12 protein-coding genes are annotated in these 16011 nt (G+C 47.4%); 8 read left to right on the forward strand and 4 right to left on the reverse strand.

Annotated features, from left to right (window positions below; all coding sequences use genetic code 11):
- Nucleotides 1-130 precede the first annotated feature (130 nt).
- Nucleotides 131-553, reverse strand: coding sequence for a hypothetical protein (locus tag HY811_08515; GenBank protein MBI4834842.1), 423 nt, complete (start codon nt 551-553; stop codon nt 131-133).
- A 370-nt stretch (nt 554-923) separates the two neighbouring features.
- Between HY811_08515 and HY811_08520 the strand changes: the two genes are divergently transcribed.
- Together HY811_08520 and HY811_08525 are read left to right on the forward strand one after the other, a co-directional pair.
- On the forward strand, nt 924-2099 hold the full coding sequence (locus tag HY811_08520; protein MBI4834843.1) for a methionine adenosyltransferase: 1176 nt from the start codon (nt 924-926) through the stop codon (nt 2097-2099).
- Between the two features lie 113 nt (nt 2100-2212).
- On the forward strand, nt 2213-3472 hold the full coding sequence (locus HY811_08525) for an adenosylhomocysteinase (protein ID MBI4834844.1): 1260 nt from the start codon (nt 2213-2215) through the stop codon (nt 3470-3472).
- A gap of 74 nt (nt 3473-3546) precedes the next feature.
- On the opposite strand, the gene HY811_08530 is transcribed toward HY811_08525, so the two are convergent.
- Complete coding sequence (locus HY811_08530; GenBank protein ID MBI4834845.1) at nt 3547-3768, reverse strand: type II toxin-antitoxin system HicA family toxin; 222 nt, start codon at nt 3766-3768, stop codon at nt 3547-3549.
- Nucleotides 3761-3982, reverse strand: coding sequence for a type II toxin-antitoxin system HicB family antitoxin (locus tag HY811_08535; GenBank protein ID MBI4834846.1), 222 nt, complete (start codon nt 3980-3982; stop codon nt 3761-3763). The genes HY811_08530 and HY811_08535 overlap by 8 nt, the downstream gene beginning before the upstream one ends.
- Before the next feature lie 234 nt (nt 3983-4216).
- Here HY811_08535 and guaB point away from each other — a divergent pair, with 234 nt between their 5' ends.
- The 6 genes from guaB to HY811_08565 all read left to right on the forward strand — a co-directional run bounded on the left by guaB (nt 4217) and on the right by HY811_08565 (nt 12717).
- Nucleotides 4217-5674: an IMP dehydrogenase gene (gene guaB, locus HY811_08540; GenBank protein MBI4834847.1), complete on the forward strand. Its 1458-nt coding sequence runs from the start codon at nt 4217-4219 to the stop codon at nt 5672-5674.
- An 88-nt stretch (nt 5675-5762) separates the two neighbouring features.
- Nucleotides 5763-7589 (forward strand): PAS domain S-box protein, encoded by a 1827-nt coding sequence (locus tag HY811_08545; protein ID MBI4834848.1) that lies wholly within the window; start codon nt 5763-5765, stop codon nt 7587-7589.
- A gap of 15 nt (nt 7590-7604) precedes the next feature.
- Nucleotides 7605-9593, forward strand: a complete 1989-nt coding sequence (locus tag HY811_08550; protein MBI4834849.1) for an oligopeptide transporter, OPT family — start codon at nt 7605-7607, stop codon at nt 9591-9593.
- Between the two features lie 63 nt (nt 9594-9656).
- On the forward strand, nt 9657-11348 hold the full coding sequence (locus tag HY811_08555) for an NAD+ synthase (protein MBI4834850.1): 1692 nt from the start codon (nt 9657-9659) through the stop codon (nt 11346-11348).
- A 161-nt stretch (nt 11349-11509) separates the two neighbouring features.
- Nucleotides 11510-11908 (forward strand): bifunctional nuclease family protein, encoded by a 399-nt coding sequence (locus HY811_08560; GenBank protein ID MBI4834851.1) that lies wholly within the window; start codon nt 11510-11512, stop codon nt 11906-11908.
- Nucleotides 11909-11925: 17 nt separating this feature from the next.
- Entirely contained in the window at nt 11926-12717 is a 792-nt protein-coding gene (locus tag HY811_08565) for a hypothetical protein (GenBank protein ID MBI4834852.1), read from the forward strand.
- 6 nt (nt 12718-12723) lie between these two features.
- Here HY811_08565 and HY811_08570 read toward each other — a convergent pair whose 3' ends face one another.
- A complete protein-coding gene (locus HY811_08570; GenBank protein MBI4834853.1) occupies nt 12724-15858 on the reverse strand; it encodes a redoxin domain-containing protein in 3135 nt (1044 codons plus the stop codon).
- Nucleotides 15859-16011 lie beyond the last annotated feature (153 nt).

Here is a 16011-nt window from a genome sequence, read left to right on the forward strand (position 1 = left end):
ATTACATCCCACTCCATTTCATTTCGGGGACACCCGATTATTGGGAATCCTCGAAGGGGGCGGATTACACGGAATAACATTGGGTTTCACCGCAAAGACGCAAAGGACGCAGAGATGATTACGCCAAAATTCACAGAGTCTTTCTCAGTGAACGGAAAATATTGCTGATGGAAGTTATAATTACTATTATAGCACCCAGACATAAAACAGCTAACAGAAAATAACCATACCCGCCTTCCAAAAGGGGAAAGTTTTGTATAAATCCGAATAAAAACAGACCGCCTATTAAGAAAACAACAGCCAAGCTCATAACTGAAGAAATTATTACCCATATCCTTGATAATTTATTCGGTATGATATCAAATATGGCGGCTGAGGCTACCATAATAACAAAAAGTTCTATAATTATTTCTCCGCAAGAATACGCATCTATGCGAACTTTATGCGCTGATTCGGTTAATCCCCCCAACATGAACAAAAACTCAACGATGATTACGTAGATAGCCAAAGCTGTTAGTATGATTGATGCGGAGATTACAATGATTTTCTTCATATACAGGATTTTTCTACGGTTAAGTATATCACTATTTGTCATTAAGTCAAGTGTAATTCACCTCGTTGGGTTGTTTCACCTGATTAATCGGCGTTTATCTGTGTAATCCGACTCTACCTGTTTAACATAATCAGCTGCCTACACAAAAATTATTGATATCAGGCGTCCCATAAATGGGGTCGTCCCTGCCGACAGGCAGGGGCAGTTATTTAACTTATCCTTTTTCTTGAAAAGCGTATAAAATAATTGTAAGTTAATGGTCTTTTATATTAATAATATTATTGGAATATTGCCCCACTCATCCCGCAGTAACGGGACTCGGGGACGCCCGATTGATGCGGAGTTTAGCAGGGGCGAAAGGAGCTTAAACATGAATAGGCGCAAAAAGAGATTTTTCACTTCAGAAGCAGTTTGTATGGGACACCCTGATAAAGTCTGCGACCAGATTTCAGATGCCGTTCTCGATGCCTTAATCGCCGATGACCCGTATTCGCGCGTTGCCTGCGAGACATCCGTTAAAACCGGCATGGTCCTCGTCTCGGGCGAAATCACCACCACGGCTTATGTGGAAATCCCGGATATCGTCCGCCAGACTATCAAAGAAATAGGCTATACAGACGCCTGCACGGGTTTCGATTATGAAACCTGCGCGGTCCTGACCTGCATCCAAAAGCAATCCGGCGATATCGCTTTGGGAGTCGATGAAAACAAGAAAAAAGGCAAAGATATCGGCGCGGGCGACCAGGGAATGATGTTCGGTTATGCCTGCAACGAAACGCCGGAACTAATGCCCCTCCCGATTTCCCTTGCACGTAAAATAGTCAATAAATCCGCCGATATGCGCATCGAAAGCGATTTGCCTTATCTCCGGCCCGACGGCAAGACGCAAATTACCGTGGAATACTTTGATAATAAACCGGTCAGGGTTGACACCGTCGTCCTTTCACTCCAGCATAACCCCGAGGTCAACTGCAGTAAACTCAAGGATGACTTGATTAATAAGATAATAAAACCGAGCATTCCGAAACACCTTCTGGATAAAAAGACCAAGTATTATGTAAACCCGACCGGCAGGTTTGTCTTAGGCGGCCCTTACGCGGATGCGGGTCTGACCGGACGTAAAATAATCGTCGATACCTACGGCGGGATGGGACGCCACGGGGGCGGCGCATTCTCCGGCAAAGACCCGACCAAGGTAGACCGGAGCGCTTCCTACGCGGCGCGCCACGCGGCCAAGAATATCGTCGCCGCAGGATTAGCCGACCGTTGCGAAGTCCAACTGGCTTATGCCATCGGCGTTTCACAGCCGGTTGCCATCGACGTGGAAACATTCGGCACGGGCAAGATACCGGAAGATAAAATCTCCGCGCTTCTTATGAAGCACTTTGACTTCTCCCCCAGCGGAATAATCGAGCGCCTTAAACTGCGCCGCCCGATTTATAAACAGACCGCCCGTTATGGACATTTCGGCCACAGCGGAGAAGGCTATACCTGGGAAAAGACGGATAAAGTTGCTCTTCTCAAGAAAGAAGCGAGGAGAATATAATACCAAATATTAATCACGAATGGCACGAATGAAACCAAATAAGATAAATATAAATTCTTATTCGCGTGATTCGTCATATTAGTGTGATTCGTGTTAAAAAAACAGGAGAGAAAATGAAATACGACGTAAAAGATTTAAAGCTTGCCGCCAAGGGAAAAGGAAGAATCAATTGGGCAGATAAGCACATGCCCGTCTTGCAGATGATTCGGGCGCGGTTTGCCAAGGAACAACCGCTTAAAGGTGTCCGTATTGCCGCCTGTTTGCATGTAACAAGCGAGACCGCGAACCTGATGAGAACCCTTAAAGCCGGCGGAGCACAACTGGCGCTCTGCGCTTCCAATCCGCTTTCGACGCAAGATGACGTCGCCGCCAGCCTGGTAAAAGATTTCGGGATTTCCGTATTTTCCGTGCACGGGGAAGATAACAAGAAATATTATTCCCATATAGAAGCGCTCATCGCCACCAAGCCGCAGATTACCGTGGATGACGGCGCGGATGTCGTTTCCACCATCCACTCCAAGCATAAGGATATGATAAAATACATCTATGCCGGCATGGAAGAAACCACCACCGGCGTAATCAGGATGCGTGCCATGGCAAAAGACGGCGCTTTGCTTTATCCGATATTTTCCGTAAACGATGCCACGACCAAATATCTCTTTGACAACCGTTACGGCACGGGCCAATCCAGCGTAGACGGGATTCTGCGCGCGACCAATATTTTATACGCCGGCAAGACCGTGGTCGTCGGCGGTTACGGCTGGTGCGGACGCGGATTCGCCATGCGCGCCAAGGGTATCGGCGCGCGGGTGATTGTTACCGAGGTCAATCCGCTTAAAGCCCTGGAAGCCACCATGGACGGCTATGAAGTCATGCCCATGAAAGAAGCCGCCAGGAAAGGCGATATCTTCTGCACCCTGACCGGCGATATCGATGTCATCACCGGTGAACACTTCCTGGCAATGAAAGACGGCGCGATTGTCTCCAATTCCGGCCACTTTAATGTCGAGCTCGATTTGGTCGCGCTGAAGAAACTCTCCAAGAAAATCAATAAGAACGTCCGCACCAATGTGGATGAATATATCCTCAAAAACGGCAAGGCGATTTATGTCTTAGGCGAAGGGAGATTAGTGAACCTCGCCTGCGCCGAGGGGCATCCGGCAACTGTCATGGACATGAGCTTTGCCACGCAGGCATTGATGGCTGAATATTCGGTCAAGAACTACAAGAAGCTTTCTCCCAAGGTTTATTTAGTGCCGAATGAGATTGAGGACTGGATTTCCCGCCTGAAGCTCCAGACACTGGGCGTCAAGATAGACACCCTGAGCGAAAGGCAGAAAGAATATCTTTCTTCCTGGCAGGAAGGGACGTAGAGCTTTACCACAGAGAACATCTATAGCCCGAGCTTTCTTATGCGTAATTAATTTACCAGTCAATCAATCCGAAATTAGCACTCGAATTCACTGCGGGGGACACCTGATTGCCTGATTATTGATTGAAGCGTGCCTAATTTTATTTCAGGATGGTTTGGAACAGGAACGGTTATCGTAGTATGTTGAAGTTTTTTCTGCATTACGACATGGCTTCCGCGTTGGCGGACACGGACAAAGCCCTGTCTGACAAGAATCGCACAAACTTCCCTGCCGGAAAGGATTCGTAATTTAGCCAATCGATACCTCCACCTGAGTTATATATACTTCGCCATGAAGCCGTTTTTTAATCTCTGATGGAGAAGCCGATTCGAAAAACAGCTCAATTGCCTCGCGGAGGTTATTACGTGCTTTTTCTATAGTATTTCCCTGGCTGGCGATATCCAGTTCGGGGCACAAAGCTACGTAATCTTTGCCTTCTTTTTCGATAACTGCGGTAAGTTGTTTGAGCATAAAATTAAACCTCCTTTTTCTATATTAGTCATTTGTATTATATCCCGCTATATGATAAATGTCAAAGGATTTTAGCTTAATCGGCTAGTTTAAACAGTATCTTTCTTCCTGGCAGGAAGGGACGTAGGTTTTTCGGTTATTATTACCTGACTCTTAACCATAAGGCTGGTTTTCTATACATCCATATTAACTTGACAAAACCGCTTTTGGATACTAATATACTACGGCAAATCTATGAATAAGATAATTCCGGAAAAAGGGATTACCTTTGACGACATCCTTTTAATCCCTGCCAGATCAGAAGTAGTACCTAGTGAGGTAAATACCTCCACCCTGTTCTCCCGCCATATCAAGATTAATATCCCGATATGCTCGGCGGCAATGGATACGGTTACCGAGGCAAACCTGGCTATCGCACTTGCCCAGGAAGGCGGAATCGGCATCATCCATAAAAACATGCCCATCGAGCAGCAGGCGCGCGAAGTCCATAAAGTAAAACGCTCCGCCAGCGGAATAATCATCGACCCGATTACGCTCCCCCCCACCGAAACAATCGGCAAAGCCAAAAGCATTATGCGGGAACATAATATTTCCGGCATCCCGATTGTAGAAGAGAATAAGCGTGTAGTCGGCATCCTAACCAACCGAGACCTAAGGTTCCAGAAATCCGATGACAAGAAAATAGAAGAGGTCATGACCAAAGAACATCTGATAACAGCCCAGCCGGGAACGACGCTTGAAAAAGCCCGTGAAATCCTCCATAAAAACAAGGTGGAAAAACTGCTCCTGGTGGATAAGAGCAACATACTTAAGGGACTCATCACCATCAAAGATATCAATAAGATGCTTCAGTTCCCGCTTGCCTGCCGTGATAAAATGGGCAGATTAATTGTCGGTGCGGCGGTCGGCGTCCATGATTACGAAAGGGTGGAAAAACTGGTATCAAGCGACGTTGACGTGGTGGTAATTGATACGGCGCATGCCCATTCGGAAAACGTGATTAAAACCGTAAAGGAAATTAAGAAGCGGTTTAAGATAGAAGTGGTTGCCGGCAATATTGCCACGGGCGAGGCGGCTTATGATTTAATCAAGGCCGGAGTGGACGCTTTAAAAATCGGCATCGGCCCCGGCTCTATCTGCACCACCCGCATAATCGCCGGCGTGGGCGTTCCGCAGATTACGGCAATCTTTAACTGTGTCAAGGTAGCGGAAAAATACAAGGTGCCGGTGATTGCCGACGGCGGCATCAGATTCTCAGGCGATATCACCAAGGCCATCGCCGCCGGTGCGAACAGCGTCATGATAGGCGGCCTCTTTTCCGGCACTGCCGAAAGCCCGGGCGAGACATTTATATATGAAGGCAGGGCATATAAATCATACAGAGGGATGGGCTCTTTAGGCGCCATGGTCCAGGGAAGCAAAGAACGTTACGGGCAGGCAGGCGTAAAAAGCCGCGATAAACTGGTTCCGGAAGGGGTTGAAGGACGAAGCCCCTTTAAAGGGCCGCTGGCTGATTTCGTTTACCAGCTGGTCGGGGGCTTGAAAGCCGGAATGGGTTATTGCGGATGCAAGAATATCGAGGAACTGCGCACCAAGACCAGATTTATTAAAATCAGCCCGGCGGGCCTGAAGGAAAGCCACCCGCACGATGTCTTTATCACCAAAGAACCGCCGAATTATACTGCAGAATAAATCAGGGACTAAAATTTCCTTTAACACGGCATGTTTATAATAGTAAACTCACGGTGGGCTTAACAATAGGATACGATACAAACAACCTATGAAACGTTCAACCCGGATAAAAAGGCCGTACAAACAGGCATTAATGCAACGTAATAACAATCAAACTGATAAATTCATCCAGGATAAAGAATATTTCTTCCAAAGCGTTTTTTCCAGCATCCGCGATGGTGTAAGCATTCTTGACAATCATTTTAATATTATCCGCGTAAATCCGGCAATGGAACGTTGGTATGCCCATCAAATGCCCCTTGTCGGTAAAAAGTGCTACCAAGCCTACCACGGGCGTAAAATTCCCTGTAAAGTCTGCCCTTACAAGCAAACAATCAGAACCGGCAAACCAGCTTATGAAATAGTCCCCAGGACAGGACGAGGCGATCAAATTAATGGATCAATCGGTCTTTATACCTTCCCGTTTATTGATGCAAAAACAGGCGGGCAAAAGGGCGTGATAGAATATGTCCGGGATATTACCGAGCAAGTACAAGCCGAAGAAAGCTTGAAAGAAAGCGAAGAGAAATTCAGGACACTTGCCGAGCGATCCCCGCATATGATTTTCATCAATAACCTGGACAGGATAGTTTACGCCAACCAACAATGTGAAGAGTCCATGGAATATAAAAGAGAACACTTCTATTCCCCCGATTTCAACTTCATGTCATTAATTGCTCCCGAAGACAGGAAAACATTAATATCCAACTTCAAGAAACATCAGAAAGGGCAGGAAATCCCGCCTTATGAATATACCCTGATTACAAAAAACGGCAAAAGGATAGAGGCAATAATATCGACTAAACTCATAAAATATAACGGCGGCCAGGCAATTCTCGGCGTGGTAACCGATATTACGAAACAAAAGCAGATGGAAAGAGATCTGGCAAAATCACGCGACTACCTGGACCGCATCCTGAACGGAATGTATGAAGCGGTGATGGTGGTCGACCGAGATCATATCATCCGCGATGTCAACAACTGCTTCCTTAACTTGTATAAAGTCACCAGGAAGGAAGTTATCGGAAAACACTGTTACGTCATCGGACACAGGCTTCATAAACCATGCGGGCATACGATCAAATGCCCCCGTAAAGAGGTTTTTGAAGGGAAAAAAGCCGTTCAGGCGGAGCATATCCATTTTGACGGCAATGGAAACGAGGTAATCATAGAAATTTACGCTTTCCCTCTTTTAGAGGAAAACGGCAAAGTAAAACTAATGGTTGAAATACATCATGATATCACCAAGCGTAAAAAGGCGGAAGAAGAAGTCAAGCGAAAGTTAACCCAGTTACACCGCAGCCTGGAACAAACGATTAATTCGCTGGCGCTGGCAGGCGAGGTGCGTGACCCTTATACCGCCGGACATCAGCGCCGGGTATCCGAACTTTCCTGCGCCATTGCCAGGGAAATGAACCTGTCCGAAATGCAGATTAACGGGATAAAACTTGCCGGTATTATCCATGATATCGGTAAGATTGCCATACCTTCGGAAATATTGACCAAACCCTCAACCCTAACCGAGACGGAATACAGCATGATTAAAACACACTCCATGGTCGGTTATGACATATTAAAATCCATCGAGTTTCCATGGCCAATAGCGCAGTTTGTGCTCCAACACCACGAGAAATTTAACGGCACCGGTTATCCCCAAGGACTTGAAGGAAAAGATATCCTTCTGGAAGCAAAGATTCTCTGCTTGGCTGATTCGGTTGACGTAATGTGCACCTACCGGCCTTATAGGCCTGCCCTCAGTACCAAACGGGCATTATCAGAAATACGATCCCAAAGCGGCATACTTTACGACCCGAAAGTAGTCAAAGCCTGCCTGCAAGTATTCCGCAAGAAAAAGTTCAGCTTTGGAAAGTATTAGAAATAATCAGTCTCTATGGACGAATTGAAACGAGATAACACATCAAAGCATAATAACAAACATGAATTTACCCCTTACATTACAAGCGAACGTAACATTCCGGAATTCAGCGTCCGGGCAATTATCCTGGGAGTTATCCTGGCAATCGTCTTCGGTGCGGCGAACGCATATGTCGGGTTGAAGGTAGGCATGACCGTTTCCGCCTCCATCCCAGCGGCGGTTATTTCCATGACAATCCTGCGTGGCGTCCTTAAAAAAGGCACCGTCCTGGAAAATAACATGGTCCAGACCATCGGCTCTTCCGGTGAATCACTCGCCGCCGGAGTCATCTTCACCATCCCGGCGCTTATCTTTTTAGGCTTCGCCCCGTCTATTTTGGAAATATTCATCATGTCCGCATTAGGCGGTTGTTTGGGAATACTTTTCATGATTCCGTTAAGGCGCTATCTCATTGTCCGCGAGCATAATACACTGCCCTACCCTGAAGGCACCGCCTGCGCAAAGATACTGGTCGCCGGTGAACAAGGCGGCACCAAGGCGTTGCTGGTGCTTGGCGGCGCTCTGACAGGCGGCGTATATAAATTCCTGCTGAAAGGATTGGGATTGTGGAAAGACGAAGTCTTCTGTAATATCAAGCTCAATCAACAGCCTTTGGTACAATCAACTTTATCTGCGGAAGTCTCACCCGTTCTTTTAGGCGTCGGCTATATCATTGGTCCGCGTATTGCGGCTTTGATGCTTTCCGGAGCGGTTTTGGGATGGTTTGTCCTTATACCGATTATCCAGTATATCGGAAGCGGATTTGCCGAAGCCCTGGCGCCAGCCACCAAACCCATCAACCAGTTGGAAACAATCGAATTATGGAGCTTTTATATACGCTATATCGGAGCCGGCGCAGTCCTTTTGGGAGGAATTGTCAGCCTGTTTAAAGCATTGCCGATAATCATCCAATCAATAAAACAAAGCATTAAGAATATAATTCCCTCATCTGCTTCTGCCGGCGAAATGCGGACGGACCGGGATATGCCGATTAAATACGTCCTTTTAATCTCCATTCTTGTCATCATCGCAACTTTCATCTACCTGGTAGTTTACAAAAACAGTATCGGGATAAGCGTATCACTCGGCATGGGATTAATAAGCATCCTCTTGATTATCCTCTTTGGCGGGGTTTTCGTTACGGTAGCGGCGCGGATTGTCGGAATTGTCGGCTCATCATCAAGCCCTGTTTCCGGAATGACCATTACCACATTGATTGCTATTTCGCTTATCTTTGTGGCTTTTGGTTGGACGGATAAAAGCGGAATGCTTGTCGCAATGAGCATCGGCGCGATTGTCTGCATCGCCGTCTGCATGTCCGGCGATATATCGCAAGACTTAAAGACTTCTTATCTGGTCGGCGCTACGCCTTATAAAATACAGATAGCCGAATTTATCGGGGTATTAGCGCCGGCAATAGTCATCGCGGGGCTTCTTTTATTCCTCAGCAATACCGGTAAATTGGGAAGCAGCGAACTGAAAGCACCGCAGGCATCATTGATGAAAATGATTGTAGAAGGCGTATTCGGAGGGCATTTGCCCTGGGTGCTTATCCTGATTGGCGCCTTTATCGGACTTTGCGTGGAATTGTTGGGGATTTCTTCACTGCCGTTTGCCATCGGGCTTTACCTGCCATTCAGCCTTTCCGCCCCCATAATGATAGGAGGAATTATCGCCTGGATAATTTCGTTAAGGACAAAATCATCTGAAAATGACAATGAACGGGGCGTATTATTCAGCTCAGGACTAGTCGCGGGAGATGCCTTGATGTCTATTATTATCGTATTTCTACCTTATATTGTCATAAACACGAAGCCGATATCCGAATTATTAAACATCCGCGGCGCGATACATGATAGCGGATGGGAAAACCTGCTCGGGTTCGGGATATTCATGGCGCTTGCCGTTTTTCTTTTCTTCATAGTAAAAACACATAAGAATACCACTCCGCCCGCCGCTTTGTAACCGCCTTTTTATGATATAATAATGCCTTGACTGAGGCTCTAAAAATATATACCATGTGAATATATGAGATTTAGAATTGCCTTAGCCCAAATAAACCCGATTGTGGGCGATTTTAAAGGAAACACCGAAAAGATTATCGCCTCTATCGAAAAAGCACGTGCCCATTCGGCTGATTTAATCGCATTCCCTGAAATGGCTTTGTGCGGTTACCCTCCTGAAGACCTCGTCTTTAACCGCGCATTCACCGCGGAGAATACCCGTTGCCTTAAAATAATCGCGCGGGCCTCTAAAAACATATCGGCCGTTATCGGCTTAACACACCGCCTGAAAAACGATATTTACAACGCAGCCGCTTTTATCCATAACAAGAAAATCATTAATATCTACCACAAGATTTTCCTGCCTAATTACGGGGTGTTCGATGAAAAACGGTATTTCAAGCCGGGTGAACACATACCCGTATTCCATATAAATGACACCTCAATCGGCATAAATATCTGTGAAGATATCTGGCATGTTGGAGGACCCGCACACCAACAGGCAAATAAAGGCAGAGCAGGGCTTATCATAAATATTTCCGCATCGCCCTACCACGAGCAGAAATTGACCCAGCGCCAAATGCTGCTTTCATATTTTGCGCGCAATAATAAAACCTACGCGGCTTATATCAATATGACCGGCGGGCAGGATGAGCTGGTCTTTGACGGCGGAAGCATGCTCGTTAGCCCGAAAGGGGCATTAATCGCACGCGCCGGCGAGTTTAAGGAGGATTTGATATTTGCCGATATCAACCCATTAACACAGAACGCATGCGGAAACGCCGATGAAGGCATCACGGAATTTAACCTTAAGGCAAACAAGATAAAAAGAAGCAAGGCCAACGTAAAATGCCCTATTAATAAAAAACTGCCTTTGCTTGAGGAAATATATTCCGCATTAGTCCTGGGAACGAAGGATTATCTCCACAAAAACGGCTTCAGCAAAGCGGTATTGGGATTGAGCGGCGGAATAGATTCGGCGCTGGTTGCGGCGATTGCCGTGGATGCGCTCGGCAGGGAAAACGTGGCTGCCGTAACCATGCCTTCGATGTATTCATCAACCGGCACCAAAAACGACAGCGAACAAATTGCCCATAACATGGAAATCCAATTATTAAAAATCCCTATTGACGATATCTTTAAAAGCTATTTATACCAGTTGCGCGACCATTTTATCGGACAGCCGGAAAACATCGCCGAAGAAAACCTGCAGGCAAGGATCCGCGGGACCCTCTTGATGGCGCTTTCCAATAAATTCGGATGGATGGTGCTTGGCACTGGCAATAAAAGCGAATTGAGCGTAGGCTACTGCACCCTTTACGGAGATATGGCATCCGGATTCGCCGTGATTAAAGACATCCCGAAAATAATGGTTTATCAACTGGCAAAATATTTCAACCAAAAATCGGGCAAGGAAATCATTCCAAAAAGCGTCTTTAAACGACCGCCTTCAGCCGAATTAAGGCCTAACCAGAAAGACGATGATTCCCTGCCACCTTATAACACCCTTGACCCGATTCTCCAAAAATACATTGAAGGCAACCAAAGCATTCCCGAACTCATAAAATCCGGATTTAAGAGCCAAATGGTAAAAAGAATCACCCGCCTTGTTGATACAAGCGAATATAAGCGCAGGCAAGCACCGGCCGGCATCAAAATTACCCGCCGCGCATTTGGCAAAGACCGCAGGATGCCGATTACCAATAAGTTTATCTAGGACTCACCGCCCCATGCCTAACGGCAGGGACTCCCTATTGATCGGGTGTCCCCGAAGCGCAGCGGAGCGGGGCAAAGACGCAAAGGATTATTTGTGTCTTAGTGTCTTCGTGGCAGGATTATCTTGACACCATAATTTTTCAAATATAAAATAACGCCGTCATGGTAGAGATGGAATTGTCCAGAATTGTCATCAGTGAAACGAGCGACGAACAGGTCATCGTTTTGCAGGAAGTAAACGGAACGCGCACGTTTCCCATAGTAATCGGTAATTACGAAGCCATGGCCCTGGACAGAAAGATTAAAAACATCAAATCACCGCGCCCGCTTACGCACGACCTGATTGAAAATATCTTCATGACATTACAAATTAAATTACTTAAGGTTACGGTAACCCAGCTAAAAAACAGCACTTTCTATGCCAAGTTGACGTTACAACAAAACGGGAAAGAATTGGAAGTGGATGCCCGCCCAAGCGACGCCCTTGTCCTGGCAACGCATTCAAAGATACCGATCTATGTAAGCGAAGAAGTTTTAGATAAATTAAGCGACGGCGTTTAATAAGGAGGACCAAACTTATGAAAAACAGACTAATACTTGCTGCCCTGCTGGTAACTTTGATTGCCGGAAATGCCTTGTTCGCGGAGGATATCTTCAAGGTAAAAGTAAAATATTGGAATAGCGGTTTGAGCGGCGAAGTCCAATCCGATTCAGCATTAATAGCCGGAACAGACCTCGATTTGACAAAGGATTTAAACCTCGATGAAAACGCCTATGTACCGTCGATTGAATTAAAACTAAAACTGGGCTCCAATAAAATCATCGCCTCTTACTGGAAATCAACTTACGAAGGCAAACAAACGCTCGCCACCGCTATCAATTACGGCGGAACCACTTATAATGTTAATGACACCATAGAAAGCGAACTGAACCTGCAATCAACCTCGATTATTTACGAAAGGGTCCTTGTGCCGGAATTCATCACCAAGGCGTTTCCTTCCCTGGGCGAAGTGGAACTCGGACTCCTCATCGGGATTGAAAACCTGTCGTTTGAATCATCCGTTGCGTCCACATTAGCCTCGGAAAAAGAAGACGGGTCCGCGCCTATCCCGGTAATCGGCGCTTTGTTCCAGGTCGGAATACTTAATAAAGTAAAGGTGGAACTCGGCGCGCTCGGATTCAGCGCCACTGTCTCAGGAATCAAGGCTGAATATACGGATATCTATGCGGAAGTGGACACAACCTTTATCCCTTATGTGCCTCTGGGCGTGGGCTATAAAAAAAATACGCTTTCGCTTAAAGATTCAGACAGCTTTGATACCAACATTGACCTGAGCGGACTATATTTCTTCACCAGCTGGGAATTTTAATCTAAACTATTTCCGCAATTCTTTATACCGCGGGTCCTTGCGGATATTTTCCAAATCCGGGTCGTTATCCATCCAGGTCCACTCGCTATAGCCGAATTGGATGGCTTTCTTCAACGCACCTAATGCTTCATCGACCTGGTTCACCAGCGAATACGTGCAGGCAAGGTTATACCAAAGTCCCGGGTCGTTATCGTCCTCCAACGCCTTTAAATAACATTCAATCGCCGCCTGGTATTTTCCCTCTTTGTAGTTTTTATCGCCTTCCTTGATATAATCCACACCGCTTACCTCGAACGGCACGATTTTCATCTTAGGCATCTCGGCTTCTCCCGCCTCGCCGGCAAGCGGCTTGCCCTCCGGCAATAATGTTAGCGCGGATTCGACCACATGGGCAATATCCATATTGTATCCTTCGCGCCACATCACGATTTCGCCTTTCTTACTGATGAGAACGGTTGAAGGCAGCATGACGGCGGCCTTATCCTTTGTAAAATCCGGTATGAATTGCTTGAGCACTGCCTGTGTCGAATCCACCAGGACCGGCATCTGCATTCCCTTCAAACGCCCGTCTTCCAGAAATTTATCCGCGCCTTCCGGGTCGACATAGATTCCCCAGATAACGGTCCCGGCCTTTTGGGCAATTGAGCTTACGCCGTCAATCATCGGCATCATCCGCAGAGACGGCTCGTTTTTCAGCGAGAAGAAAACCAGCAGGACATTATTCGTCTCCAGCGTTTTCTTAAGATTATAAGGTTGGTTATCCAAGTCGTTTAATTCGATAGCCGGCAGTTTGGGCAGATTGCGCACCACCCGCTCGGCTCCGCTCAAGAGGTTAATCGGTATATCAAGCGACACTTCCATCTCCACTCCCTTTTCGGATTCCAAATCAAGCTGTTTGCAATAAACATAAGGGTCGCCGTTGGAGTCACGGATTCCGGCGGTCAAAAGATATTGCCCGGGCGGAACCACCATCCAGCTCCCTTTCCTTTCAACTTCATCTTCCATCGGCAGCCAAAAGCCGGCGTCGAATTTGGAAAGCCGGAACTTTTCCCAGATATTGGCATCACGCACCCCTTTGTTTATCAGAACAATCTTGAATCCGGCAGGCTTAATATATTCCTTCTGCGAAGCCTCGTTGCGCTTGGTATTGCCGAAGTTTTTGGGGTCGTTCGGATAGAGCGGTATCCATTCCGTCCCGTTATGGAATTCCACCCAATCGGATTTCACCTGCACCGGTATGGCAAGCGTCCGCAGGATTGCCGCGGTCATGACCGCGATTGAATACGCCGGCCCGCCCCGGCTTTTGTATATCTCCATCGGCCTGGCCTGATAGGAGAAACGCTCGGTCCGCTCGTCCCTGACCTTTATATTCGCCGCCACCCAGTCGTTTACCGTCCGGGCGGTATCGGTTATCGTCTTCTGCATCATCGGGGAAAATATGTCATAGAGCTCCGCTCTCCAGATGCCGGGATGTATATATGTAAAAAGCGGGCTTAAGACATAGGATTGGAATAATTCATCGGAAACCGGATAAGGCGCCTTGGCGCGCGCCGTATTGGCGTAACTCACGTTTTCCAGGAGGAACCCCTTGGTCACCTCGAGCGTTTCAAGGTGGACCAGGTGCGCAATCAGCCAGCAAAGGTCCTCACGCATTTCCGGCTTGGCTTCTTTAATGGCGGAGGCAATCTCGCCCCAGTTGCCGCCGGCCTTTTTCAGGCGGTCTATCACCACCGCCCGGGTCGCGCTTATCGGAACTAATTTATCCAGCTCCGGGAATTTAGCCGGGTCGAATTCATCCGCGGTATAAATCTCTGCCGGCGCCTGGTATGCAGGCGTAAACGGGACTTTGTAGGTTATTTCCAGGTTCGGGTATCTTTCCTCCGGATTAAAGCTGGCGGCTGCCTCGGCTTCCGTGGGATAACGCAGGAAAACGAATCCGTCCGGCGCGCTGTTTTCGGAAAGCTTTACAATAAATTCAAGCTTCTTATCAGGTTCGGTTTTTATCACCTGCCACGCCCTAAGTTTATCTTTACCGGCGGAAAGGAAATACTCGCCGATTCCGGTGACAAAAGAGACCGTGCCGTCTTTATCCGTTTCCTGGCGCATAAAGGGCTTAAAGGCGCCCCAGTTATATACGGCCAAAGACACTCCGGTGCCGGAGGAGACCTTCTCTCCGGTCGGCGAAAGCACGGTGACCTTAAGCTCGCAGGTCTGTGAGTAATTCGGGGTGGAATTAATAATGCTATTGGTTTTGAAGGGCTCATTTATCGGGAATGCCCGGTAAATCGGTTCTGATTTAGTCGTGCCGAAGATAGCGGAGAAAATCGCCGGGGCGCGCTTGGTGGTATTCTCAAACCAGGGATGGAGGCTCGGCTCGCAGCCGCCCACCGGCCGCCAGACGCCGTCGACCCAGACTTCCACCCAAGCGTGGTTATTATCATTCACCGCCCACCAATTCGTCCAGGCGGAACGGCAGGGAATGCCGACCGACCTTGCCGCGGACATATAGACAATCATCATCTCTTCGCAACGGCCGTAGCCGGCTTTGAGGGTTTCTATCGGGCCCTGGTCGCGCGCCTCGGTCGGGACGAACCTGACCCTCTGCTTGCCGTCCGCTTTCGGGGCGCCCAGCCAGAGATTCACCTGATGCACCACATCGGACATCTTGGTAAGCCCGGAGACGACCGGGTCAAGTTGCTCGTAGAAATATCTGCGGTATGCCTCTATCGGCTCCTCGGCACAGCGGTAGGGAAGGACTCCATACATAAAAATCTCTTCGGGCATGCTTTTAAGCCAGGGATATTTGCCCTTTGCGAGGTAGGCGTATTTTATATGTTCCAGGAGCACTTCGGATTTGATGGAGGCCATATCCGGGAAGGACATGGTGGCGATGATGAAAGAGGCGCCTTTGCGTTCTTCCGGCTTGACGGCTTTGAGGACCTTGATTAATTCGTATTTATTATCACCCGCCATGGTAAAAGTCTTTAGCACGGCACCCTGGTATTCTATGGGAACGTACTCTTTTAACTCATCTTCCAGGGGTAGGGGTGGTATGTTGATAACAATTTCCTCATTGGATTTCTTACAGCAAGGAACGAGGAAGAGGCAGGCAACCAGAAGCGAGAGCATTTTCAATTTCATATTATTTTTCTCCTATGTTAACACGAAATCACGAAATGGGAAACAAAGCACGAAAGAACGCCTTGAGTTATGATAAATCGGCGTAAGGTTTCGTGTTTTCGTGCTTGTAATTTAGTGTTTTCGTGTCATCTCCTTTTACGAGTTAATTTACTC

It is taken from the genome of Planctomycetota bacterium, from assembly GCA_016207825.1.
Lineage (GTDB): Bacteria > Planctomycetota > MHYJ01 > JACQXL01 > JACQZI01 > JACQZI01.